This window comes from Inquilinus sp. OTU3971 (assembly GCF_038440215.1).
Genome location: NZ_JASATH010000063.1, coordinates 1 through 22,658, shown reverse-complemented (window position 1 = coordinate 22,658; position 22,658 = coordinate 1). Strand labels below are relative to the sequence as shown.

The window sequence follows — 22,658 nt, the reverse complement described above, 5'->3', positions numbered from 1 at the left end:
ACTCATACCGTCCGGAAGCGAGACAGGGAGCGCGGAAGGGGTCCCTCTGTCAACCTTATGTTGAACAGTCACCCTAAGGTTGAATGGCGACCTCCGCCTCGATCTCGACCGCCAGGCCGAAGGGCAGCCCGGCCATGCCGACGGCGGAGCGGGAATGCGCCCCGCGCTCCGGCCCGAAGACCTCGACGATCAGGTCGGTGAAGCCGTTGATCACGAGGGGATAGCGGTTGAAGGCGGGGGCCGCATTGACCATGCCGAAGGCGCGCAGCCACGCGGTGATGCGGTCGAGGTCGCCGAGCGCGTGTTTGAGGCTGGCCAGGATGGCGAGGCCGGTCAGCCGCGCGGCCTGATAGCCCTGCTCCTCGGTCAGCTCCTGTCCGACCTTGCCGAGCAGCGGGGCCAGGGACCCGTCCGGCGCCAGCGCGCCATGGCCCGAGACATAGGCCCGGTCGCCATGCACCCGCACCCAGGGGAAGCTCAAGCTCACGCCGGGCGGCAGCTGGATCGGCGCCGGCAGCTGCAAGCCCAGGGCCGCAAGCTTCGCCTCGATCTCGGCCATCGGTGAGTCCTCCGCATCGGTTCCGCGCCGATGCTACAGGCCGGCCGTGCGTCAGACCACGTTGAGCTCGACGATCGGCCGGTTCTCCAGGATCCGGGTGAAGGCGAAGGGCGACAGGTCCAGGCTGCGGAAGCCGCCATGGGCGATCAGCTCGGCCACGCCGCGGCCGGCGGCCGGCGACTGCTGCAGCCCGTGGCCGGAGAAGCCGTTGGCGAAGATCAGGTTCGGCAGGTCGGGATGCGGCCCGATGATGGCGTTGTGGTCGACCGTGTTCATCTCGTAATGGCCGGCCCAGGAGTTCACCACCTTCAGGCTCTCGAAGGCCGGCACCCGCTCGGCCAGGGCCGGCCACATCATCTCGTCGAACAGGCCGTGGTCGACCGTCAGGTCCTCGGTGTCCGGGTCCTCGCCCAGGGGCGGGGCGCCGCAGATGAACAGGTTGCCCTCCGGCCGGAACCAGACGCCGCTGGGGTCGATCACCAGCGGGCAGTCGGCCAGACTCTGCCGGCAGTCGAACACGAAGACGCAGCGCTTGCGCCCCTCGACCGGCAGGTCGATGCTGGCCAGCGCCGCGACCTTGCCGGCCTGCGGCCCGGCGGCGTTGACCAGCGTGCCGCAGCCGATGCGGCGGCCATCGGCCAAGGTGACGCCGGTGACACGCGCCCCGTCCCGGTCGATGCCGGTGACGGTGTCGGTGATATAGGTGGCGCCGAGCGACCGGGCCTTGCGCTTGAACGCCTGCAGCAGGCTGTAGCCGTCGAACCAGCCCTCGCCGGCCAGGCCGAGCGAGCCGGCCGACAGCCCATCGACATTCAGCCAGGGGAAGCGTTCGGCCAGCCGGTCCGGCGCCATCAGGTCGACGGCGACGCCCTCGCCCACCTGCATCTCGTGGTTGGCCTGCAGCACCGGCAGCCCGGCCGGGGTGGCGAGGAACAGGTAGCCCTTCTCGTGGAAGCCGAAATCCGGCACCTCGCCCTCGACCTCGAGCCAGCGCTCGGGATGCGTCAGCACCTCCAGCCCGAAGCGCGAGACCGCGACGTTGAACGGGGTGGAGAATTGCTGCCGGATCGAGGAGGCGGACAGCGCCGAGGAGGCGGTGCGGTAGGTCGGGTCGCGCTCGACCACCGCGACCGTGCCGCCGAAGCCCGGCTCCAGCATCAGGAAGCAGGCGATGGCGCTGCCGATGGCGCCGCCGCCGATGATGACCACGTCGAAGCTGTCCGCCATGCCCGCACCCTGCCCGGAGTTTCCCGACTCCTACGCCGCCGGCCGCGGCTCTGCAATCGGGATTTTTCCGATCGGAAACAGGTGCGGGGCGCGGCGGCGCATGCTTAGCTGCGGCGCATGAGCATCGATGCGCCCCAGAGCCTTGGCCCGCGGCTGAAGGCGCTGCGCCGGACCCGCGGCTGGACGCTGGAGGCGGCGTCCGAGCGCACCGGCCTGGCCAAGTCGACCCTGTCGAAGATCGAGAACGGCCGGATGTCGCCGACGGTCGAGGTGCTGCTGAAGCTGTCGCAGGGCTTCGGCGTCGACCTGGCCGGGCTGTTCGGCGAGGCCGGGCCGGCCGCGGCGGCGCGCAGCCTGACCCGGGCCGGCACCGGGCCGCGGCACGAGACCCGCAGCTACAGCCACGAGATCCTGGCCGCCGACCTGGCGGAGAAGCGCATCACCCCGGTCCGCGCCCGGGTCAAGGCCCGGACCCTGCTCGACTACGGGCCGCTGGACCAGCATGACGGCCAGCAGTTCCTGCTGGTCCTGTCCGGCGCGGTGATCATGCATTTCGCCGGCGAGGCGCCGTTCCGCCTGGCGATCGGCGACAGCCTGTATTTCGACGCCCGCACGCCGCACGCCGTCCTCTCCGACGGGCCGCTGGAGGCGGAGATCCTGTGGATCCATGCGGGGTGAGGGTCGAGCCGCGGTCCCTTACTTCGCCCGCAGCGGCTTCAGCGCCTCGGCCCAGCGGGCCAGCTCGTCCAGCATCGCGGTCGCGGCCTTGGCCTGGGCCTCGGGGACGGTGAGCTTGCCGTCGGCCACGGCGTTCCAGGCCATCGGGACCGCCACCGCCTCGGTCAGCGGCACCACCTTCAGCGTGGTCAGGGTCAGCTTCTCGGCCTGGACCGCACGCAGGCCGCCCGAGGCGCCGCCATAGCTGACGAAGCCGGCCGGCTTGTAGTTCCATTCCAGGTACAGGTAGTTCAGCGCGTTCAGCAGCGCCGGCGGCGGGCCGAAATTGTATTCCGGCGTGACGAAGACGAAGGCATCGGCGGCGCTGACGCTGGCGGCCCAGCGCTTGGTGTGCTCGTGCACATAGCGCTGCAGCCGCGGATGCTCAGGCTCGTCGAACACCGGCAGGTCGAAATCCTTGAGGTCGACCAGCGTGGCGTCGAACTTGCCGTGGCCGGCGGCGATCTCCTGGAACCAGGAGGCGACCACCGGGCCGATCCGGGTCGGCCGGGTGCTGCAGATCACGGTGTGGAGCTTCAGGGGCACGGCACTCTCTCGTTGCGACGGAGTTGAAGGATAAGCCGCGATCTTTGCGGCGGCCGCGCCGCCGGCGCAAGCGCGCCGGCCTGCGTCAGTCGGTCTCCGGCCGGCGGGCGATCAGGGCGGAGGAGGTGACCACCTCGGTCACCATGCCATCGGTCTCGTATTCCGCCATCAGCCCCTCGATCTCGGCGATCAGCGCCGTGACCCGATCGCCCAGGCGTTCGGGCGCGGTGACGGACGTCGACAGGGCGCGGTCGACCAACATCTCGGTCGGGATTCGCCGCCGCTCGATCACCGCCACCTCCTCCAGCCGGCTGAACGGCGAGTCGAGTAGCACCGCGGTGTGGTTGAGCCATTCCGACGACCGCAACATCGCCCGGGCGCTGTCCCCTTCGCCATAGCCCTCGATCAGCTCGTGGAACGGCTTCGCCCAGCGATTGTCCGGCACCTTCGGGTGGATGTCGTGGATCAGCACCACGGCGCCCTCGGGGTCGATCATCCCGTCGAGCCGGCGCAGCGTCTCGGCCCGGTCCATCCAATGGAAGGACCGGCCCATCGTCACCAGCCGGAACCGGCCGAATTGCGGGCCCAGATCGTAGGAGCTGCCGCGATGCCAGGTGACCCGGACGCCGGACCGCTCCGCCGTCTCCGCCGCCACCGCCAGCATCTCCGGTTCCGGATCGATGCCGACGACCTCGCCGGCGAAGGGGGCGAGCGCCACCGCGATCTGGCCCGGCCCGCAGCCGAGATCCAGCACCCGATGGTCGCGGCCGAGGCCGCACGTCCGGGCGATCCGGGGGAACAGGCCGGCGGCATAGGGCGGCCGGCCCTGCAGGTAATGGGCGGCCGCGGTGCGGAACCGCCGCGGCATATAGGGAATCGTGGTCATGGACCGGCCTCCTCGGGCTGCTCCCCTTCCCGGCGCTGGCATAGCAGCTTTCGATGACGGTCCGAAGACGCCGCGGCGGAGACGAGTCTCAGAGGAAGCGGATGCGCAGCTCGTCGTCATGGGCGCGGTCGCCGATCCGCAGTGCGCCCGGCTCGACGCCGTAGACCTTGAAGCCGTGCCGCTCATAGAGGCGGCGGGCCGGCTCGGCCTCGGTGATCACGGCCAGCAGCACCGCGTCCAGGCCTTCCGTCCGGGCGTGGTCCAGCACCGCCTCGACCAGAGCATCGGCAGCGCCGGTGCCGCGCGCTTCCGGCCGGACATACATCCGGATCAGCGTGCCGCGGTGGCGGCGCTTGGTCGAGGTCTCGCGCGCCAGCCCGGCGAGGCCGAGCAGCCGGCCGTCGCGCTCGGCGGCGAAGGTCGGCACCTCGACCACGCGCCGGACGAACTCCTCCGGCGACAGCGCGGCCTCGGCCTCATGGGTGGAGCCGAACGCCTCGGGATGGCGTTCCAGCCCCTCCAGCCGGATCTCGCGATAGGCCGCGGCATCCGCAGCCTCGAGCCGGCGGATGACGAAGCCCGTCATGGTCAGGAAATGGTCTGCGGCAGGGCGGTGAAACCGGCCGCCTGTTCCATCACCTCGGCGACGCGCAGCAGCGTCTCCTCGTCGAAGGGCCGGCCGAGCAGCTGCAGCCCGAGCGGCAGCCCGTCGTCGCCAAGGCCGGCCGGCACCGACAGGCCCGGCAGCCCGGCCAGCGAGGCCGGCACGGTGAAGACGTCGTTGAGGTACATCGCGATCGGGTCGTCCTGCTTCTCGCCGATGGCGAAGGCGGTGCTCGGCGCCGTCGGGGTCAGGATCACGTCGCAGCGCTGATACGCCTCGGCGAAGTCGCGGGCGATCAGCGTCCGCAGCTTCTGCGCCTTGGTGTAGTAGGCATCGTAGTACCCGGCCGACAGCACATAGGTGCCGATCATCACCCGGCGCTTCACCTCGCGGCCGAAGCCGGCGGCGCGGGTGTTCTCGTACAGCTCGTTCAGGCTGTTGCCGGTCTCGCGCAGGCCGTAGCGCACGCCGTCATAGCGCGCCAGGTTCGACGAGGCCTCGGCCGGGGCGACGATGTAGTAGGTCGGCAGCGCGTACTTCGTGTGCGGCAGCGAGACCTCGACGATCTCCGCCCCCGCCGCGCGCAGCCACTCGGCGCCCTGCTGCCAGACCCGCTCGATCTCCGCCGGCATGCCGTCGACCCGGTATTCCTTCGGAATGCCGACCTTGAGGCCGCGGATGTCGCCGGTCAGCGCCGCCTCGAAATCCGGCACCGCCAGGTCGACGCTGGTCGAATCCTTCGGGTCGAATCCGGCCATCGAGCGCAGCATGATCGCCGCGTCCCGCACAGTCCGCGCCATCGGCCCGGCCTGGTCGAGCGAGGAGGCGAAGGCGACCACGCCCCAGCGCGAGCAGCGGCCATAGGTCGGCTTGATGCCGACGATGCCGGTGAAGGCGGCCGGCTGGCGGATCGACCCGCCGGTGTCGGTGCCGGTCGCCGCCAGCGTCATGCGCGCCGCCACCGAGGCCGCGGAGCCGCCGGAGGAGCCGCCCGGCACCAGCTTGGCGTTGCTGCCGTCCTGCCGCCGCCAGGGGTTCTCGACATTGCCGTAAGCGGAGGTGATGTTGGCCGAGCCCATGGCGAACTCGTCCATGTTCAGCTTGCCCAGCATCACCGCGCCGTCGCGCCACAGATGGCTGGTGACGGTGGATTCATAGGGCGGCACGAAGTTGCCGAGGATGTTGCTGCCGGCCGTGGTGCGCACGCCTTCGGTGCAGAACAGGTCCTTAATGGCGATCGGCAGGCCCTCCAGCGGGCCGCCCTCGCCCCGCGCCAGCCGGGCGTCGGAGGCCTTGGCCATCTCGATCGCCTTGTCCGGCGTCTCGGTGACGAAGGCGTTGAGCCCGCGCAGGGCTTCCATCGCGGCGACATGCGCCGTGGTCAGCTCGACCGAGGAGATCTCGCGCTTCTTCAGCGCGTCGCGCGCGCCGGCGAGGGTCAGATGCGTCGGCTTCGACATCACTCGACCACCTTCGGCACGGTGAAGAACCCGGCCTTGGCCGAGGGCGCGTTGGCCAGCACCTTCTCGGGATAGCCGCCGTCGGTGACCTCGTCCGGCCGGCGCCGCAGCCCCTGCTGCGCCACGCTGGTCATCGGCTCGACCCCGTCGGTGTTCACCTCGGCCAGTTGCTCCACGAAGTCCAGGATGCCGGACAATTCGCCGGTCATGGAATCGAGCTCCGCCTCGTCGAGGCGGATACGGGCCAGATGCGCGATCTTCGCGACGGTGGCTCTGTCGAGCGACATGTCGTAGTCATCTCCGGGGATCGGAGGCCGAACCGGGCCGGCATGGGGCCGGAACCGCGGGGAAGGCCAACGGAAAACGGCGCGGAAGGTATCACCCGATATGGCGGTCTGCAATCTTCGCGACCTGAAGCCCCTGCTGCCCCCTGGTGGGCGGCTGATCGGCCTGGATCTCGGGGAGAAGACCATCGGCATGGCGGTGTCCGACCCCGGCCTGTCGCTGGCCTCGCCGATCGGCACCATCCGCCGCACCAAGTTCACGCCGGACGCGCAGGAGCTGCTGCGCATCGTCGACGACCGCGGCGTCGCCGGGCTGGTGATCGGCCTGCCGGTCAACATGGACGGCAGCGAGGGCCCGCGCTGCCAGTCGGTGCGCGCCTTCGCCAAGGACCTGCTGAAGCTGCGCGACCTGCCGATCGCCTTCTGGGACGAGCGGCTGTCGACCATGGCGGTGCAGCGCCAGATGATCGAGTTCGACGTCACCCGGAAGAAGCGCGCCAAGGCGGTGGACACCGCGGCCGCCGCCTGGATCCTGCAGGGCGCCCTGGACGCGCTGCAGTTCGGGGTGCCGCCGCCTCTCTAATCCACCGCGATCTGGTCGGGCTCGGCCCGCGCCAGCCGCGCCACCGTCTCCAGCGCCTCGCGCAGCACCTCGGGCGGCGGCGAGGCCAGGGCCAGCCGCACCGCGGCCGGCGCATGGCCCGGCCCCGTGGCATAGGCCGGGCCGGGAGTCACGGCGATGCCCTTGCGCGCGGCCGCGGCGGCGAAGGCCTCGGCCCGCCAGCCCTCCGGCAGCTCCAGCCAGAGATGATAGGCGCGCGGGTCGTCCTGGATCGCCAGCCCGTCCAGCGCCTGGCGCGCGATCGCCTGCCGGGTGCGGGCGTCCTGCCGCTTCTCCGCCACCAGCGTCGCCACCGTGCCGTCGGCCATCCAGCGCGACGCCGCCTCGAGCGCCAGGCCGCCCGGGCTCCAGGGGCCGGAGCGGATCGCCGCCACCATGCGCTCGACCAGGGCCCGCGGCGACACCGCGAAGCCCAGGGTCAGGCCGGGCGCGAGGCGCTTGGACAGGCTGTCGATCACGATCGCATGCTCCGGCGCCAGCGCCGCCAGCGGCGCCTCGTCGGCCAGGAAGCCATACACCCGGTCCTCGATCGCGATCAGGTCGAGCCGCTGCAGCAGCGCCGCCAGGTCCGCCCGACGGCCCGGCGGCATCGACATGCCGAGCGGGTTGTGCAGCACCGGCTGCAGATAGACCCCGCGCAGCGGCGCGGCATGGTGCGCGGCCTCCAGCGCATCAGGCCGCAGCCCTTCGGCATCCATCGCGATCGGCACCAGGGCGATGCCGAGCCGGGCGGCGACGCCCTTGATCACCGGATAGGTCAGCACCTCGACCCCGACCCGGCCGCCGACCGGGGCCAGGGCCGACAGCGCCGCCGCGATCGCCTGCCGGCCGTTGCCGGTGAACAGGATCCGCGCCGGCTCCGGCGCCCAGCCGGGCTGGGTCAGGAACGCCCCCGCGACCGCCCGCGCCGCCTGGGTGCCGGCCGCCGGCACCGCCCGCAGCGCCAAGCCCAGCGCGTCCGGCCGCAGCAGCGCCTGCAGCCCCTGGGCCAGGACGGCCGGCTGGCCCGGCAGGATCGGGAAGCTGGATTCGAGGTTGATCGGCGCCTGCCAGGGTTCGGCCAGCACCGAGGCCGGCACCGGCGCCGCGGCGCGCACGAAGGTGCCGCGCCCGACCTCGCCCGACACCAGCCCGCGCCGTGTCAGCTCGGCATAGACCCGGGCGGCGGTGGAGGCGGCGATGCCGCGGCGATAGGCGAAGTCGCGCTGCGGCGGCAGCCGGTCGCCCGGGCGCAATTGCCCCGAGGCGATCTCGCCGGCGACGGCATCGGCGATCGAGCGGAAATCGTCCAGCATGCTAAATTGCTCCGAGAGCAATACTGTGATTGCACCGATATCATGCCCGGAGCAATCTCCGAATGCAATCCCGCAATTGCGGCGCCCCGGGGCACGGGCCCCCGCCGGCTGCGGGACAACAGGAGACCTTCCATGTCGACGCGCGTTGTCGAGCGCCGCGTTCCCCGCTCTGCCCTGTCCCATCCCGTGGCCTTCGCCGGGCTGCGGCAGATCTTCGGCCTGTGGCTGCGGCGCGCGCGGACCCGACGCCAGCTCGACTCGCTGAGCGACCATGAGCTGCGCGACCTCGGCCTCGACCGCGGCGACGCCACGCGCGAGGCGGCGAAACCGTTCTGGCGAGGCTGAGCCTCGCCTGGTAGCGGCCCGGCAGGGTATGGTGGGCGACGAGCCCTTGCCCTGCCGGAGGCGGCGCCCGCCGCAGCCCGATGACCGACATCTCGGCCGAAACCCTGCTGCAGACGGACATCGTCGCCATCCGCGACGTCGTCTGCGACGGCGTGTGCCGGCACAAGAGCGCAGAGGAATGCGCCCGCGCCACCCATCTGGTGTTCCCCTATCGCGGCGTCTTCGTCCGCCATCTCGGCAGCGACGACGCGGTGGCCGAGGCGAACCAGGTGCTGTGTTTCAACCCGGACGAGGGCTACCGGACCAGCCATCCGGTGGCGGGCGGCGATGCCTGCCTGGACCTGGTGGTCGACGACGCGCTGCTGCGCGAGCTGGCGCCACAAGAGCTGCTGCATGACGGCGCGGCGGCGGCGTTCCGCCCGCAACGGCTGCGCATCGATGCGCGCAGCCAGGCGCTGGTGGCGCTGCTGCGGCACAGCCTGAGGCGCCGGGCCGCCGAGACGCTGGAGGCGGAGACCCTGGCCCTGACCCTGGTGCGGCGGGCGATCGGCGAGCGCACCTCGCACCAGGCCGGGGCCAGCCGCGGCCTGCAGAAGCTGGTCGACCGGGCCAAGCTGGCACTGTCCGCCGACCTGGCGCGGCGCTGGACCCTGGCCGAGATCGCGGCCGAGGTCGGCGTCTCCCCGGTCTACCTGACCCAGGTGTTCCGGCAGGTCGAGGGCATGCCGCTGTACCGCTACCAGCTGCGCCTGCGGCTGGCGCGGGCGCTGGACCTGCTGGGCCGCTACGACGACCTGACCGCGCTCGGCCTCGATCTCGGCTTCTCCAGCCACAGCCATTTCAGCGCCGCCTTCCGCCAGGCCTATGGCCGCACCCCGGCGGAGTTCCAGCGCTCGGTCCGCCTGCGCTGACCGGCGCCGCAAGTCCCTAAAGAATCCGACAGCGGGCCCGCCGCCCGAAATGCTCCCCTTCCCTCGCCCGGACAGCGGGCGGAGAAGGAGAATCTTCATGAGCGAGAGAACCTGTGCCGCGTGCGACTGCGAGCTCGACGCCGAGACCGTCAAGGTGACGATCGGCGGCCAGACGGTGGAGGTGTGCTGCGAGGATTGCGCCCGTGTGCTGCGCGAGGCCGACGCCTCGACCGCAAGCGGGGAGTGACCGATGCGCTCCCCGGAACCGGCGATCGAAAAGCGCCGCATCGCCACCCCCTCAGGCACCATCGCCTATGCCGAGGCGGGGGCCGGGCCGGTGGCCCTGTTCATCCACGGCGTGCTGTTGAACGGCCATCTGTGGCGGCACCAGCTGGCGCAGCTGTCGGACATCCGCCGCTGCATCGCCGTCGACCTGCTGGCCCATGGCGACACCGAGATCGCGCCCGGCCAGGATGTGTCGGTGACCGCCAATGCCGTGATGCTGCGCGAATTCCTCGACGCGCTGGAGGTCGAGCAGGCCGACCTGGTCGGCAATGACAGCGGCGGCGGCATCGCCCAGATCCTCGCGGCGACCCACCCCGAGCGGGTGCGCAGCCTGGCCCTCACCGACTGCGATGCCCATGACAACTGGCCGCCGGAGGCGTTCAAGCCGTTCCTGGCAATGGCCGCGGCCGGCGGCCTGCGCGGCGCCCTCGACGCCATGCTGGCGGACAAGGAACTCTACCGCTCGGCCCAGGCCCTCGGCCCGGCCTATGAGCATCCCGAACGGGTGACCGACGACGATATCGAGGCCTATCTGCGGCCGCTGGTCAGAAGCGACGCACGCACCGACGACTTCCGGCGCTTCCTGGCCGCCTTCGACTGCCGGCACACGCTGGCGATCGAGGACCGGCTGCGGCGCCTGACTGCGCCGACGCTGATCGTCTGGGGCACCGACGACGTCTATTTCGACGTGAAATGGTCGCACTGGCTGGCCGAGGTCATCCCGGGCACCCGCCGGCGGGTCGAGCTGAAGGGCGCGCGGCTGTTCTTCCCGGAAGAGCGCGCCGTCGAGCTCAACCAGGAGCTGCGCGCCCATTGGGGCCTGCGGCGCTAGCCGGCCCCGCCCGCAGCCCTTCCCTCTGCAGGAGAGACACCATGTCGACCTACGCCTTCGAGCGTCGGACCGGCGCCGCTCGCCCCGGCCTCGCCGCGAGCCTCATGACCCTGGTCGCGCTGTGGCTGCACCGGTCCCGCACCCGCCCGCGGCTGTGGACGCTGAGCGACCACGAGCTGCGCGACCTCGGCCTGGAGCGCGGCACCGCCGACCGCGAGGCGCTGCGGCCGTTCTGGCGCGGCTGAGGCAGGCCCAGCGTTGGGTTCGCCCCGGCGAACCCAACCTGCAAAACCTACCGTTCGACCGAGAGCCAACGGCTGAGATGGTTGTCGAGGACGTTGTCCTGCCAGCCCTTCACCTTGGTCGAGAGCATCCGCTTGCTGGTGTAGTAGTAGATCGGGATGATCGCCTGGTCGGCCAGGAACAGCTGCTCGGCCTGGGCCAGGATCTGGGCGCGCTTGGCCAGGTCGGCCTCGACCACCGCCGCATCCATCAGCTTGTCGTACTCCGGACTGGCGTAGCTGGGGTAGTTCTGCTCGCCGGCGGTGCTGCGGAACAGGTCGAGGAAGTTGCTGGGGTCGTCGAAATCGCCGATCCAGGAGGTGCGGCCGATATCCTTGTACTCCTTCTTGCGCAGCGCGCTCTGCATCGTGCCCCATTCGAGATTGGTCAGGGTGGTGTCGACGCCGAGCTTCTGCTTCCACATCGCGCCGATGGCGACGGCGATCTTCTTGTGGTTCTCGGAGGTGTTGTAGGAGATCTCCACTGCCAGCGGCTTGTCCGGGCCGTAGCCGGCCTTGGCGAACAGCTCCTTGGCTTCGGCGTCGCGCTGGGCCTGGCTCTCCCCGGCTTCCTTCGGCGTCCAGGCGGCGAAGTTGCTCATCCCCGGCGGCACGAAGGTGTAGGCCGGCAGCTCGCCGCCCTGGGTGATCTTGCTGACCATGACGTCGCGGTCGATCGCCAGCGACAAGGCGCGGCGCAGCTCCGGATGGCTCTTCCAGGGCTCGTGGGTCAGGTTGACCGTGTAGTAGTAGGTGCCGATGTAGGGGACGATCCGCACCTCGTCGGCCATGGTCTGTTTCAGCTCGGGGATCTGCTGGTTCGGCAGGGTGTAGGTGTAGTCGAGCTCGCCGGTCTTGAAGCGCGCCAGCTCGGCGTCGACGTCCTCGGTCACGAAGTAGTTGACCGTGTCGATCTTGACGTCGGCGGCGTCATGGAATTCGGGATTCTTGGCCAGCCTCACATGCGACTGCGGCACCGCCTCGGCCAGCATGTAGGCACCGTTCGACACCATGTTGCCCGGCTTGACCCACTCGTCGCCGAACTTCTCGAGATTGGCGCGGCTGAGCGGGAAGGTGGCGTGGTGGGTCAGCGTCGATAGGAAATACGGCGTCGGCCCGACCAAGGTAACCTCGAAGGTGCGGTCGTCGACCGCCTTGACCCCGAGCGTGTCGGCCGGCTTGGTGCCGAGGCGGATGTCCCTGGCGTTGACCACCTGGTCGATGAAATAGCCGTAGGGGCTGGCCGTCTTCTGGTCCAGGAGGCGCTTCCAGGCGAAGACGAAGTCGCCGGCCGTGACCGGCGAGCCGTCCGACCATTTGCCGTCGGCGCGCAGCTTGAAGGTGTAGGTCTTGCCGTCGTCGGAGACGGTCCAGCTCTCGGCCGCGCCGGGGATCGGCTGCGCCTTGGCGTCCTGGGTCAGCAGACCCTCGAACAGGTCGTTCTGGACATTCGCCTCGCTGACGCCCGAGGATTTGTGGATGTCCAGCGACTCCGGCTCCTGGCTGTTGCCGGCGTTCAGCACCATCTCGGCCGCCGCGATCTGCGACATCCCGCCCAGCAGCACTGCCGCCAGCAGGCTGCGGACGAGAACCCTGGAGAAGCCTTGCATCTTGTGTACCCCCTGTGAGCTGGCTCTTCTTCGGAGCCAAGGCTATGGCCTATACCACCGGCGCGCCCCTGCCAAAAAGGAGGAAGGTCTTAACCTGGGGTCATGGTCCGGGATGTCCCATCGATTGCGGCCCCGCCCCGCCTGGGCTAACCAGGGCGGAGCATGGAGGAGTCCCCGAGAAATGACCGACAGCCCCGCCGGCGCCCTGGCCGGCCTCAAGGTGCTCGACCTGACCCGCGTCCTGGCCGGCCCCAGCGCCACCCAGATCCTGGGCGACCTCGGCGCCGACGTGGTCAAGGTGGAGCGGCCGGGCGTCGGCGACGACACGCGGAAATGGGGCCCGCCCTTCCTCAAGGATGCCGACGGCGCTGACACCAGCGAGAGCGCCTACTACCTCAGCGCCAACCGCAACAAGCGCTCGATCGCCATCGACTTCACCCAGGAAGAGGGGCGCGCTTTGCTGCGCCGGCTGGTGGCCCGGGCCGACGTGCTGGTCGAGAATTACAAGCTCGGCGACCTCGCCCGCTACGGCCTCGGCTATGACGACCTGAAGGACGAGTTCCCGGCGCTGATCTACTGCTCGATCACCGGCTTCGGCCAGACCGGCCCCTACGCCGCGCGCGCCGGCTACGATTACCTGATCCAGGCCATGGGCGGGATCATGAGCCTGACCGGCTCGGTCGACGGCGAGCCGATGAAGGTCGGCGTCGCCATCGCCGACCTGATGACCGGCACCTACGCCGCCATCGGCATCCTCGCCGCGCTCGACCACCGCCGCCGCACCGGGCGCGGCCAGATGGTCGACCTGGCGCTGCTGGACACCCAGGTGGCCTGGCTGTCGAATGCCGGCCAGTACTATTTGACCTCGGGCGTGCCGACGCCGCGCACCGGCAACGGCCATCCGACCATCGTGCCCTACCAGGCGTTCCGGGCGGCGGACGAGTACCTGATCCTGGCGATCGGCAACGATTCGCAATTCGCCAAGTTCTGCGCTGTCGCCGGCCGGGCGGAGCTGGCGGCCGACCCGCGCTTCGCCACCAACCAGGCCCGGGTGCGCAACCGCGAGGTGCTGGTGCCGATCGTCGCCGGGCTGATCGCCGGGAAGACGCGCGGCTTCTGGCTCGAGGCGCTGGAGGCGCGTCAGGTGCCCTGCGGCCCGATCAACACCATCGACCAGGTCTTCGCCGACCCGCAGGTCGTGGCCCGCGGGATGCGGATCGAGATGCCGCATCCGCTGGCGCCGGACCCGGTCGCCCTGATCGGCAGCCCGATCCGGCTGTCGGAGACGCCGGTCAGCTATCGCCACGCCCCGCCGGTCTGCGGCGCCGACGGCGGAGAGGTGCTGCAGGACTGGCTCGGTGAACCGAAAGCCGCTTCCGGGCGTTAATAAGGGGATTGAGGCTGGCGTCACGCGCCGGCGAGGTGCGCGTGCCCATGGCGGACGCGCCACGGTTCGGTCGTGCCTGGCCCCGGGAAACACGGAGAACAGAGACATGGCCAAGACTGTCCATGCGGCGTCCGCCGCCGCCCTGGCCGCGCTGCTGATCGCAGCGCCGGCCATGGCCCAGACCATCATCGTGCCGTCACCCGCCCCGACCGTCGTCACTCCTGCCCCGGCCGCGACGGTGGTCGCCCCGGCACCAGCACCGATCGTGCGGCCTGCCCCGGCGGTGATCGTGCGGCCGCCCCCGGCGGTCGTCGCCCCGCCGCCGCCCGTGATGGCCGAGCCAACCACGTCCTATCCGGTCGACCCCAACCTGCGGATGCAGCAGCCCTATATCGTGCAGGGCGGCGTGCAGCCGCGGCATCCGCCGGTCACGGCGATGCCGAGCGGGTCGGCGCCGGCCGATCCACGCGAATACGCCACCAACACGCCGATCACGGTGACCGGCCATGTCGACGGCGTCACGCATCTGGGTGGCATCACCTCGTTCCGCCTGCAGACCCCGACCGAGGCCTGGACCGTCGTGGTGCCGGGCGGCCAGCCCGGCTATGTCGGGCGCTCCGCCACCGTGACCGGCTATCCGCATGTCGAGGTGCGGAACCAGCTGCTGGCCGCGAGCGTCCGCTGAGGCGGGTGATCAAGGCGAATGCTGACTAAAAAAGAACCCCGGCGTCGAGGCCCGACGCCGGGGTTTTGTGACTGATCGCTGGAAGGGGGAGAGATGCGATCAGGTCACTTGGGTGGACGACGACGCGCCGCCGTCGTCGAGCTCGTCTGGCTGAAAAGAACCCCGGCGCCGAGGCCCGACGCCGGGGTTTCATGAACGATCGCTGGAAGGGGGAGAGAAGCGATCAGTTCACGGGGGTGGACGACGGCGCCGCCGTCGTCGAGCTGGTCTTCTTGTGAGCCTGGGCATGCTTCTTGGCATGCTTGGTGGTGTGCGCACGGCGATGCGCCGTGTGATGGGTCGTCTTGTGGGCGGTCGCCGCCGGCGTGGTGGTGGCATCCGTGGCGCCCGAAGTCTGGGCGAAGGCAGCGACGGGCAGGGCCAACGTCATGATGCCGGCGAGGATAAGTTTCCGCATAGTCTTGCGCTCCCGGGAGCCGTGTTGAAACGGCACATCCGACAGTGCCGCGCAGAAAGAGAACGCCATGAATCACCCCTCCGGAGCATCTTAATTCTTGGTAAGGCGCCTAAACTCTCGGTAAACTTGCAGCCTCGGCTAACTCGGCCCATCCCCGTCAAGTGATCGTCCGGCGGCATCGGCTGCGGCGATGCCGCGGTCGACAGGCGCCCCGGCGCGTCCCTATCGTCCGCCAGCGGGCCGCAGCGCATCTCCGGCTGCCGCCGCCGACCACGAAGAGGCTTCCATGACCAGCTTCGATTCCGACATTTCGAGCCTCCGCCATGCCGCCGACCTGACCCGTCGGGGCTTCGCCATGACCTCGCTGATCGCGGGCTTCGCGCTCGCCACCCGGCCGGTCTCCGCCGCGGCCATCACCACCGACACCGAGGGGCTGGACGCCGGCGAGGTGCAGGTGCCGGTCCAGGACGGCCGGATCCCGGCCTATCGCGCCAAGCCGAAATCCGGCGGCCCGGCGCCGGTGATCCTGGTGGTGCAGGAGATCTTCGGCGTGCACGAGCACATCAAGGACATCTGCCGCCGCCTGGCCAAGATCGGCTACTACGCGATCGCGACCGAGCTCTATGCCCGGCAGGGCGACGCCAGCAAGATCGCCGACATCAACCAGCTGATCTCGACCATCGTGGCCAAGGTGCCGGACCACCAGGTGCTGTCCGACCTCGACGCCACCGCCGCCTTCGCCGCCACCGACGGCGGCGACGCCGCGCGGCTGGGCGTCACCGGCTTCTGCTGGGGCGGCCGCATCGTCTGGCTCTATGCCGAGCACAACCCCAATCTCAAGGCCGCCGTCGCCTGGTACGGCAAGCTGGTCGGCGACCCCACGCCGCTGCAGCCGAAGAACCCGATCGACCTGGTGGCCGACCTGCACGCTCCGGTGCTGGGCCTCTATGGCGGCGCCGACACCGGCATCCCGGTCGACACGCTCAAGCAGATGGAGGCGGCGGCCAAGGCGGCCGGCAAGACCGTCGAATTCGTGGTCTATCCGGACACGCCGCACGCCTTCAACGCCGATTACCGGCCGAGCTATCGCCAAGGCCCGGCCGAGGATGGCTGGAAGCGGCTGCAGGCCTGGTTCCGCGCGCACGGGCTCTGACCCGGCCTGCCGGCCCCATTGCCGCGGCGGGAGTGTTAAGATGTCGGCACCGACGCCGTTCCTATCCCGGAAGCAGACGAAGGACGAAAGATGAAGACCCGCGCTTACCGCCGACCGTCCCGCTGGCTGGTGCTGGCCGCCGCGGCCGTCGCCCTGGCCGGCTGCGGCGTCGTCGCCGCGCCGTTCCGAGTCACTGGCGCGGTGGTCAAGGCGGTGCCGGTGGTCGGCCATCCGGTCGCCGCCCCGTTCGACGCCACCGGCGACGCCATCGACTGACAGAGGCCAAGCGAGAGCCCGTCCGAGAATGCGCTGGCGTGAGTCGGCTGGCGGTGGTTTCGAGAACCGGCGCGCAGCGGACGTCAAGTCCGTGAGCACCGGAAGCGCAGAAACCGCCGTCAGACGGCCGCGCCAGTAGCATTGGCGGATGGGCTCGGGCTATGGTCGGCGCCCCTTTCCCCAGCGCCGCCGATGACCGCCGACCCTCCGACCGCCGCAAGCGTCTTCCGCCACCGCGGCTTCGCCTATTACTGGACCGCCAAGTTGATCGCGACCTTCGCGGTGCAGTTCGTCAGCGTCGCCGTCGGCTGGCAGGTCTACGACCTGACGCGCGATCCCCTCGACCTGGGCCTGGTCGGGCTGGTGCAGTTCCTGCCGTCGCTGCTGCTGGTGCTGGCCACCGGCGCCGCCGCCGACCGCTACAACCGGCGGATGATCATGGCGGTCTGCATCGGCGGGGAGATCCTGTGCGCCCTGGCGCTGCTGGCCATCACCATCGGCGGCGACCACCAGGTCTGGCCGATCTTCGTCGTCCTCGCGGCGCTTGGCATCGCCCGCGCCTTCCTCAACCCGGCGGCGCAGTCGCTGCTGCCCAACCTGGTGCCGACAGCGGATCTGTCGACCGCGATCGCCTGGAACTCCTCCTCCTGGCAGATCGGCACCATCACCGGCCCGGTGATCGGCGGCCTGCTCTACGGCGTGGCGCCCGAGGTGCCCTATGCCAGCGCCGCTGTGCTGATGGCGATCTCAGTGGTGCTGGTGGCGCTGATCCCGAAGCCGGCGCAGAAGACGGTGCCGGAGCCGGCGAGCTGGCACAGCCTGGGCGCCGGCTTCCGCTACATCTGGGGCGAGAAGGTGGTACTGGGCGCGATCTCGCTCGACCTCTTCGCCGTGCTGCTGGGCGGCGCCACGGCGCTGCTGCCGGCCTACGCCCGCGACATCCTCGACGTCGGGCCCTGGGGCCTCGGCCTGCTGCGGGCCGGCTCGGGCATCGGCGCCCTGGTCACCGCGATCTGGCTGGCCCGCCGGCCGATCGACGACCACGCCGGGCTGATCATGTTCGTCTGCGTCGCCGGCTTCGGCGCCTTCACCTGCGTCTTCGGCGCCTCCACCCTGCCCTGGCTGTCGATCGTGGCGCTGATCCTGATGGGCGCCTTCGACATGGTCAGCGTCTATGTCCGCGAGATCCTGATCCAGCTGTGGACGCCGGATTCGCTGCGCGGCCGGGTCAATGCCGTGAACGTGGTGTTCGTCGGCGCCTCGAACGAGGTCGGCGAGTTCCGCGCCGGCCTCTCGGCGGCGCTGATCGGGGTGGTGCCGGCGGTGGTGATCGGCGGCCTCGGCACCATGGCGGTGGCCGGGCTGTGGTCGGCCTGGTTCCCGCAGCTGCGCCGGATCCGCCACCTGAACCACGCCGCCTGATACCGACATCGCCGTTCCCCCGGCCGGGAAAATCGCCATGATGGAGCCGGCGCAGGAACGGATTCGCTCATGTCCTCATTCGACCCCACCTCGATCTGGGCGCTCGCCGCCGCCGCGGTGCTGGGCTATCTGCTCGGCTCCATCCCGTTCGGCCTGGTGCTGACCAAGGCCGCCGGGCTGGGCGACATCCGCAGCATCGGCTCCGGCAACATCGGCGCCACCAATGTGCTGCGCACCGGCCACAAGGGCCTGGCCCTGGCGACGCTGCTGCTGGACGGCGGCAAGGGCGCCGCCGCGGTGCTGATCGCCGGGCTGTTCGACCCGATGCTGGCCGTCATCGCCGGCGGCGGCGCCATGCTGGGCCACAACTTCCCGGTCTGGCTCGGCTTCAAGGGCGGCAAGGGCGTGGCCACGGCGCTGGGCACCCTGCTGGCCATCGCCTGGCCGGTCGGCGCGCTGTGCTGCCTGATCTGGCTCGTGACCGCCTTGCTGTTCCGCTACTCGTCCCTGGCGTCGCTGACCGCGACCGCCGCTGCGCCGGTCCTGGCCTGGGCCCTGTCCGGCGCGACCCTCTTCGGCGCGGTGTGGACCGACCTGCCGCGCGCGGCGCTGGCCCTGTTCATCGCCGTGCTGGTCTTCGTCCGCCACGATGGCAACATCCGCCGCCTGCTGCGCGGCGAGGAGCCGAAGATCGGCCAGAAGAAAACGCAAGCCGCCGCCTGACCGCCGCGCGATCCCGGTTGACCCGGCCGCCGCCCAGCCGCGAAGCTGGCCGGATGACGACGCCCCGGCGCCCCCTGAGCGAAGCCGAACGGCTGGACTGGCTTCGCCTGGCCCGGACCGACGCCGTCGGGCCCATCACCTTCCACGCCCTGATCGCCCGCTACGGCTCGGCCGGCGCCGCGATCGAGGCGCTGCCCGAGCTGTCGCGCCGCGGCGGCCGGCGGGCCGAGCTGAAGCCGCCCGCCATGGCCGAGGCGAAGCGCGAGCTGGAGGCGCTGGTGCGGATCGGCGGCCGCCTCGTCGCCGCCTGCGAGCCCGACTATCCCGAGAGTCTCGCCGCGATCGAGGACGCCCCGCCGGTGCTGTCGCTGCGCGGCCGCGGCGATTTCGCGGCCCGGCCGATGGTCGGCATCGTCGGGGCCCGCAACGCCTCGCTCAATGGCCGCCGCTTCGCCCATGACATGGCACGGCAGCTGGGCGAGGCCGGCTTCACCGTGGTCTCCGGCTTCGCCCGCGGCATCGACACCGCGGCGCATGAGGGCGCCTTCGCCACCGGCACGCTGGCGGTGCTGGCCGGCGGCCTCGACATCGTCTACCCGCCGGAGAATGCCGGGCTCTACGACCGCCTCGCCGAGTCCGGGCTCGCGGTGGCGGAATGCGCCCTCGGCACCCAGCCGACCGCGCGTCACTTCCCGCGCCGCAACCGGCTGATCTCCGGCCTGTCGCTCGGCGTGGTGGTGATCGAGGCGGCGTTGCGCTCCGGCTCGCTGATCACCGCCCGCATGGCCGCCGAGCAGGGCCGGCAGGTGCTGGCGGTGCCGGGATCGCCGCTCGACCCCCGCGCCCAGGGCTGCAACCGGCTGATCCGCGGCGGCGCCACCCTGGTCGAATCGGCCGAGCATGTGCTCGAGGCGCTGGCGCCGCAGATCTCCGCCCCGCTGCTGCGCGAACCGCCGCCCCCGGCGTCCCGTTCCCCCTCCGCCTCCCTCCCGGAGGGCGGCGACGGGGTCGAGGCCGACCGCACCCGGGCGATGGCCGAGGTGCTGGAACGGCTGTCGCCGACGCCGACGGCGGTTGACGAACTGTTGCGCGATTGCCAATTGTCTCCGCCGGTGGTGCTGACCGTGCTGCTGGAGCTCGAACTCGCCGGCCGGATCGAGCGCCAACCCGGCAACCGGATCAGTCTCCTTTGACGCAACGCCCCGCGGCGAGGCGTGGTTTTCCTGGCGCCGCCCTCCGGCGATGCCGTCGTAAAGATTGAGTGTGGCGCTTTGGCAGACCAGACCCTCGTCATCGTCGAGTCGCCCGCGAAGGCCAAGACGATCAACAAATATCTCGGCCGCGACTATACGGTGCTGGCCAGCTTCGGCCATGTCCGCGACCTGCCGGCCAAGGACGGGTCGGTCCGGCCGGAGGAAGACTTCGCCATGGACTGGGAGCTGGCCGACCGCGGCAAGTCCCGCATGGACGAGATCGCCCGCGCCGCCAAGGACGTCACCCGCGTGCTGCTGGCCACCGACCCGGATCGCGAGGGCGAGGCCATCTCCTGGCATGTGCAGCAGCTGCTGCGCGACCGCCGCGGGCTGAAGGACGTCGAGATCCGCCGGGTGACCTTCAACGAGATCACCAAATCGGCCATCCTCGACGCCGTCGCAAATCCGCGCGACCTGGACCGCGAGCTGATCGAGGCCTATCTGGCCCGCCGGGCGCTGGACTATCTGGTCGGCTTCACCCTGTCGCCGGTGCTGTGGCGCAAGCTGCCGGGCTCCCGCTCCGCCGGCCGCGTCCAGTCGGTGGCGCTGCGGCTGATCTGCGAGCGTGAGCTGGAGATCGAGCGCTTCCGGGCCCGCGAGTTCTGGAGCATCGAGGCGGTGTTCCGGACGCCGAAGGGCGACGAGTTCACCGCCCGGCTGACCCATCTGAACGGCCGCAAGCTCGACAAGTTCGACCTGCCGGACGAGGCCTCGGCCCGGGCCGCGGTGGCGGCGATCGACCCGCTGGCCTTCGCCGTGGCCTCGGTCGAGACCAAGCAGGTGCGGCGCCACCCGGCCCCGCCCTTCACCACCTCGACCTTGCAGCAGGAGGCGTCGCGCAAGCTGGGCATGAGCGCGACCCAGACCATGCGCACCGCCCAGCGCCTGTATGAAGGCGTCGACATCGGCGGCGAGACGGTCGGCCTGATCACCTATATGCGGACCGACGGCCTGACCCTGGCCGGCGAGGCCATCGCCCAGGCCCGCCAGGCGATCGGCAACCTGTACGGCCCGACCTACGTCCCGTCCTCGCCGCGGGTCTACAAATCGACCGCCAAGAACGCCCAGGAGGCGCATGAGGCGATCCGCCCGACCGACCTGCGCCGCCGGCCGGAGGAGGTGTCGCGGTCCCTGTCGCGCGAGGAGCTGCGGCTCTACGAGCTGATCTGGAAGCGCACCATGGCCTGCCAGATGGAATCGGCGGTGATGGACCAGGCCATCGTCGACGTCGCCGACGCCCGCCAGACCGCGGTGTTCCGCGCCGTCGGCACGGTCATCCGCTTCGACGGCTTCCTCAAGGTCTACCAGGAGGACCGCGACGACCCCGTGGCCCCCGGCGAAGATGCGGATGAGAGCCAGCGCCGCCTGCCGGCGATGGCCAAGGGCGACGCGGTCGACCGCCGCAAGACCGTGCCGGAGCAGCATTTCACCCAGCCGCCGCCGCGCTTCACCGAAGCCAGCCTGGTCAAGCGGATGGAGGAGCTGGGCATCGGCCGCCCCTCCACCTACGCCTCGATCCTGCAGGTGCTGCAGGACCGGGAGTACGTCCGGCTGGAGAAGAAGCGCTTCATCCCGGAGGACCGCGGCCGCATCGTCACCGCCTTCCTCGAGAACTTCTTCCGCCGCTACGTCGAATACGATTTCACCGCCAAGCTGGAGGAGCAGCTCGACGACATCTCGGGCGGCAAGCTCGACTGGAAGCAGGTGCTGCGCGACTTCTGGGCCGCGTTCCACGCCGCGGTCGAGGGCACCAAGGACCTCAAGATCGGCGACGTGATCTCGGCCCTGGACGAGGCGCTGTCCGACCACCTGTTCCCGCCGAAGGGCGACGGCACCGACCCGCGGCTGTGCCCGTCCTGCGCCAAGGGCCGGATGGGGCTGAAGCTCGGCCGCACCGGCGCCTTCATCGGCTGCTCGAACTATCCGGACTGCCGCTACACCCGGCCGCTCGGCGCCCCGGGCGAGGAGAATGGCGGCGAGGAATCGGCCTTCCCCCGCCTGCTCGGCGACGATCCGGAGACCGGCCTGCCGGTGTCGATCCGCAAGGGCCCCTACGGCATCTACGCCCAGCTCGGGCCGAAGGACGAGGCCGAGAAAGGCGAGAAGCCCAAGCGCGCCTCGCTGACCAAGTCGCAGGACCCGATGGCGATGACGCTGGCCGAGGCGCTGGCCCTGCTGTCGCTGCCGCGCGAGATCGGCCGACACCCGGAGTCCGGCGAGCCGATCCTGGCTGGCATCGGCCGCTACGGGCCCTATCTGAAGCATGGCGACAAGTACAAGAACCTGCCGCCGGAAGAGGATGTGCTGAAGATCGGCATGAACCGCGCCGTCGACCTGCTGGCCGCCGACAACGCCAAGGCCCGGCCCAGCGCCGAGCCGCTGCGCGAGGTCGGGGCGCATCCCGATGGCGGCGAGCCGATCAAGGTGTTCGCCGGCCGCTACGGCCCCTATGTCCGGCACGGCAAGGTCATGGCCTCGCTGCCCCGCGGCGTCGAGCCCGAGGCGGTGACGGTGGAGAAGGCCGTCGAATGGCTCGCCGCCAAGGCGGCGAAGGGCCCGGCCAAGGGCGGCCGCGGCCGCTCGGCGGCCAAGGCGGCGCCGAAGTCCGCCGCCAAGAAGGCCCCGGCGAAGAAGGCGGCAGCCCGCAAGGGCAAGGCGGCCGAGTGAACGCATCCCCCCTCCCCCATTCAAACCTGAGTCCCCCCTCCCCTCGCGGGAGGGGGCTAGGGGGAGGGGGTTCTCTCAGCCGGCCGCATCCCTGCCCATTCGCGCGCGGATGCGCGCAGCCCCCTCCCCCTGCCCCCCCCCCCCCCCGGGGGGGGGGGGGGGGGTTTTTAT

General features: G+C 70.9%; 25 protein-coding genes. 15 read left to right on the top strand and 10 right to left on the bottom strand.

Translation table 11 applies throughout. From position 1 onward, the window contains the following. Positions 1 to 73 precede the first annotated feature (73 nt). On the bottom strand, positions 74 to 559 hold the full coding sequence (locus AAHM41_RS17370; RefSeq protein WP_342237822.1) for a RidA family protein: 486 nt from the start codon (positions 557 to 559) through the stop codon (positions 74 to 76). A 51-nt stretch (positions 560 to 610) separates the two neighbouring features. Continuing rightward, positions 611 to 1,786, bottom strand: coding sequence for an NAD(P)/FAD-dependent oxidoreductase (locus AAHM41_RS17365; RefSeq protein ID WP_342237821.1), 1,176 nt, complete (start codon positions 1,784 to 1,786; stop codon positions 611 to 613). A 117-nt stretch (positions 1,787 to 1,903) separates the two neighbouring features. Between AAHM41_RS17365 and AAHM41_RS17360 the strand changes: the two genes are divergently transcribed. Beyond that, positions 1,904 to 2,464, top strand: coding sequence for a helix-turn-helix domain-containing protein (locus tag AAHM41_RS17360; RefSeq protein WP_342237820.1), 561 nt, complete (start codon positions 1,904 to 1,906; stop codon positions 2,462 to 2,464). Positions 2,465 to 2,482: 18 nt separating this feature from the next. Here the strand turns inward: AAHM41_RS17360 and AAHM41_RS17355 are convergent, their stop codons facing one another. The 5 genes from AAHM41_RS17355 to gatC form a co-directional block, all read right to left on the bottom strand. After that, complete coding sequence (locus AAHM41_RS17355; RefSeq protein ID WP_342237819.1) at positions 2,483 to 3,049, bottom strand: NADPH-dependent FMN reductase; 567 nt, start codon at positions 3,047 to 3,049, stop codon at positions 2,483 to 2,485. Between the two features lie 85 nt (positions 3,050 to 3,134). Next, positions 3,135 to 3,935, bottom strand: a complete 801-nt coding sequence (locus AAHM41_RS17350) for a class I SAM-dependent methyltransferase (protein ID WP_342237818.1) — start codon at positions 3,933 to 3,935, stop codon at positions 3,135 to 3,137. 88 nt (positions 3,936 to 4,023) lie between these two features. Beyond that, a complete protein-coding gene (locus AAHM41_RS17345; protein ID WP_342237817.1) occupies positions 4,024 to 4,521 on the bottom strand; it encodes a GNAT family N-acetyltransferase in 498 nt (165 codons plus the stop codon). A gap of 2 nt (positions 4,522 to 4,523) precedes the next feature. Beyond that, entirely contained in the window at positions 4,524 to 5,999 is a 1,476-nt protein-coding gene (gene gatA / locus AAHM41_RS17340; RefSeq protein WP_342237816.1) for an Asp-tRNA(Asn)/Glu-tRNA(Gln) amidotransferase subunit GatA, read from the bottom strand. Then, complete coding sequence (gene gatC / locus AAHM41_RS17335; RefSeq protein ID WP_034839555.1) at positions 5,999 to 6,286, bottom strand: Asp-tRNA(Asn)/Glu-tRNA(Gln) amidotransferase subunit GatC; 288 nt, start codon at positions 6,284 to 6,286, stop codon at positions 5,999 to 6,001. Before gatC ends, gatA begins: the two co-directional genes overlap by 1 nt. Positions 6,287 to 6,386: 100 nt before the next feature. On the opposite strand from gatC, the gene ruvX reads away from it, so the two are divergent. Beyond that, a complete protein-coding gene (ruvX, locus tag AAHM41_RS17330) occupies positions 6,387 to 6,866 on the top strand; it encodes a Holliday junction resolvase RuvX (protein ID WP_342237815.1) in 480 nt (159 codons plus the stop codon). Here ruvX and AAHM41_RS17325 read toward each other — a convergent pair. After that, positions 6,863 to 8,200, bottom strand: a complete 1,338-nt coding sequence (locus tag AAHM41_RS17325; RefSeq protein ID WP_342237814.1) for an aminotransferase-like domain-containing protein — start codon at positions 8,198 to 8,200, stop codon at positions 6,863 to 6,865. The genes ruvX and AAHM41_RS17325 overlap by 4 nt on opposite strands. 132 nt (positions 8,201 to 8,332) lie before the next feature. Here AAHM41_RS17325 and AAHM41_RS17320 point away from each other — a divergent pair, with 132 nt between their 5' ends. The 5 genes from AAHM41_RS17320 to AAHM41_RS17300 all read left to right on the top strand — a co-directional run bounded on the left by AAHM41_RS17320 (position 8,333) and on the right by AAHM41_RS17300 (position 10,818). Continuing rightward, positions 8,333 to 8,545 carry a DUF1127 domain-containing protein gene (locus AAHM41_RS17320; protein WP_342237813.1) on the top strand — a complete coding sequence of 71 codons (213 nt, stop codon included), beginning with the start codon at positions 8,333 to 8,335 and terminating at the stop codon, positions 8,543 to 8,545. Positions 8,546 to 8,625: 80 nt separating this feature from the next. Beyond that, complete coding sequence (locus tag AAHM41_RS17315; protein ID WP_342237812.1) at positions 8,626 to 9,456, top strand: helix-turn-helix transcriptional regulator; 831 nt, start codon at positions 8,626 to 8,628, stop codon at positions 9,454 to 9,456. 97 nt (positions 9,457 to 9,553) lie between these two features. Continuing rightward, a complete protein-coding gene (locus tag AAHM41_RS17310; protein ID WP_342237811.1) occupies positions 9,554 to 9,703 on the top strand; it encodes a hypothetical protein in 150 nt (49 codons plus the stop codon). Between the two features lie 3 nt (positions 9,704 to 9,706). After that, on the top strand, positions 9,707 to 10,573 hold the full coding sequence (locus AAHM41_RS17305; RefSeq protein ID WP_342237810.1) for an alpha/beta fold hydrolase: 867 nt from the start codon (positions 9,707 to 9,709) through the stop codon (positions 10,571 to 10,573). Positions 10,574 to 10,614: 41 nt separating this feature from the next. Beyond that, positions 10,615 to 10,818 (top strand): DUF1127 domain-containing protein, encoded by a 204-nt coding sequence (locus AAHM41_RS17300; RefSeq protein WP_342237809.1) that lies wholly within the window; start codon positions 10,615 to 10,617, stop codon positions 10,816 to 10,818. Between the two features lie 47 nt (positions 10,819 to 10,865). On the opposite strand, the gene AAHM41_RS17295 is transcribed toward AAHM41_RS17300, so the two are convergent. Next, entirely contained in the window at positions 10,866 to 12,464 is a 1,599-nt protein-coding gene (locus AAHM41_RS17295) for a peptide ABC transporter substrate-binding protein (RefSeq protein ID WP_342237808.1), read from the bottom strand. A gap of 181 nt (positions 12,465 to 12,645) precedes the next feature. Between AAHM41_RS17295 and AAHM41_RS17290 the strand changes: the two genes are divergently transcribed. Then, positions 12,646 to 13,851 (top strand): CaiB/BaiF CoA transferase family protein, encoded by a 1,206-nt coding sequence (locus AAHM41_RS17290; protein WP_342237807.1) that lies wholly within the window; start codon positions 12,646 to 12,648, stop codon positions 13,849 to 13,851. Between the two features lie 106 nt (positions 13,852 to 13,957). Beyond that, positions 13,958 to 14,536, top strand: a complete 579-nt coding sequence (locus AAHM41_RS17285) for a hypothetical protein (RefSeq protein ID WP_342237806.1) — start codon at positions 13,958 to 13,960, stop codon at positions 14,534 to 14,536. A gap of 223 nt (positions 14,537 to 14,759) precedes the next feature. Here AAHM41_RS17285 and AAHM41_RS17280 read toward each other — a convergent pair whose 3' ends face one another. After that, a complete protein-coding gene (locus tag AAHM41_RS17280) occupies positions 14,760 to 15,062 on the bottom strand; it encodes a hypothetical protein (protein ID WP_342237805.1) in 303 nt (100 codons plus the stop codon). A 217-nt stretch (positions 15,063 to 15,279) separates the two neighbouring features. On the opposite strand from AAHM41_RS17280, the gene AAHM41_RS17275 reads away from it, so the two are divergent. From AAHM41_RS17275 to topA, 6 genes are all read left to right on the top strand, one after another. Then, positions 15,280 to 16,146 carry a dienelactone hydrolase family protein gene (locus AAHM41_RS17275; protein ID WP_342237804.1) on the top strand — a complete coding sequence of 289 codons (867 nt, stop codon included), beginning with the start codon at positions 15,280 to 15,282 and terminating at the stop codon, positions 16,144 to 16,146. A 90-nt stretch (positions 16,147 to 16,236) separates the two neighbouring features. After that, positions 16,237 to 16,422: a DUF6726 family protein gene (locus AAHM41_RS17270; protein ID WP_342237803.1), complete on the top strand. Its 186-nt coding sequence runs from the start codon at positions 16,237 to 16,239 to the stop codon at positions 16,420 to 16,422. A gap of 192 nt (positions 16,423 to 16,614) precedes the next feature. Further along, complete coding sequence (locus AAHM41_RS17265; protein ID WP_342237802.1) at positions 16,615 to 17,844, top strand: MFS transporter; 1,230 nt, start codon at positions 16,615 to 16,617, stop codon at positions 17,842 to 17,844. Positions 17,845 to 17,913: 69 nt separating this feature from the next. Beyond that, complete coding sequence (gene plsY, locus AAHM41_RS17260; RefSeq protein WP_342237801.1) at positions 17,914 to 18,567, top strand: glycerol-3-phosphate 1-O-acyltransferase PlsY; 654 nt, start codon at positions 17,914 to 17,916, stop codon at positions 18,565 to 18,567. A 53-nt stretch (positions 18,568 to 18,620) separates the two neighbouring features. Then, positions 18,621 to 19,760, top strand: coding sequence for a DNA-processing protein DprA (dprA, locus tag AAHM41_RS17255; RefSeq protein WP_342237800.1), 1,140 nt, complete (start codon positions 18,621 to 18,623; stop codon positions 19,758 to 19,760). A gap of 78 nt (positions 19,761 to 19,838) precedes the next feature. Then, complete coding sequence (gene topA, locus AAHM41_RS17250; protein ID WP_342237799.1) at positions 19,839 to 22,487, top strand: type I DNA topoisomerase; 2,649 nt, start codon at positions 19,839 to 19,841, stop codon at positions 22,485 to 22,487. Positions 22,488 to 22,658 lie beyond the last annotated feature (171 nt).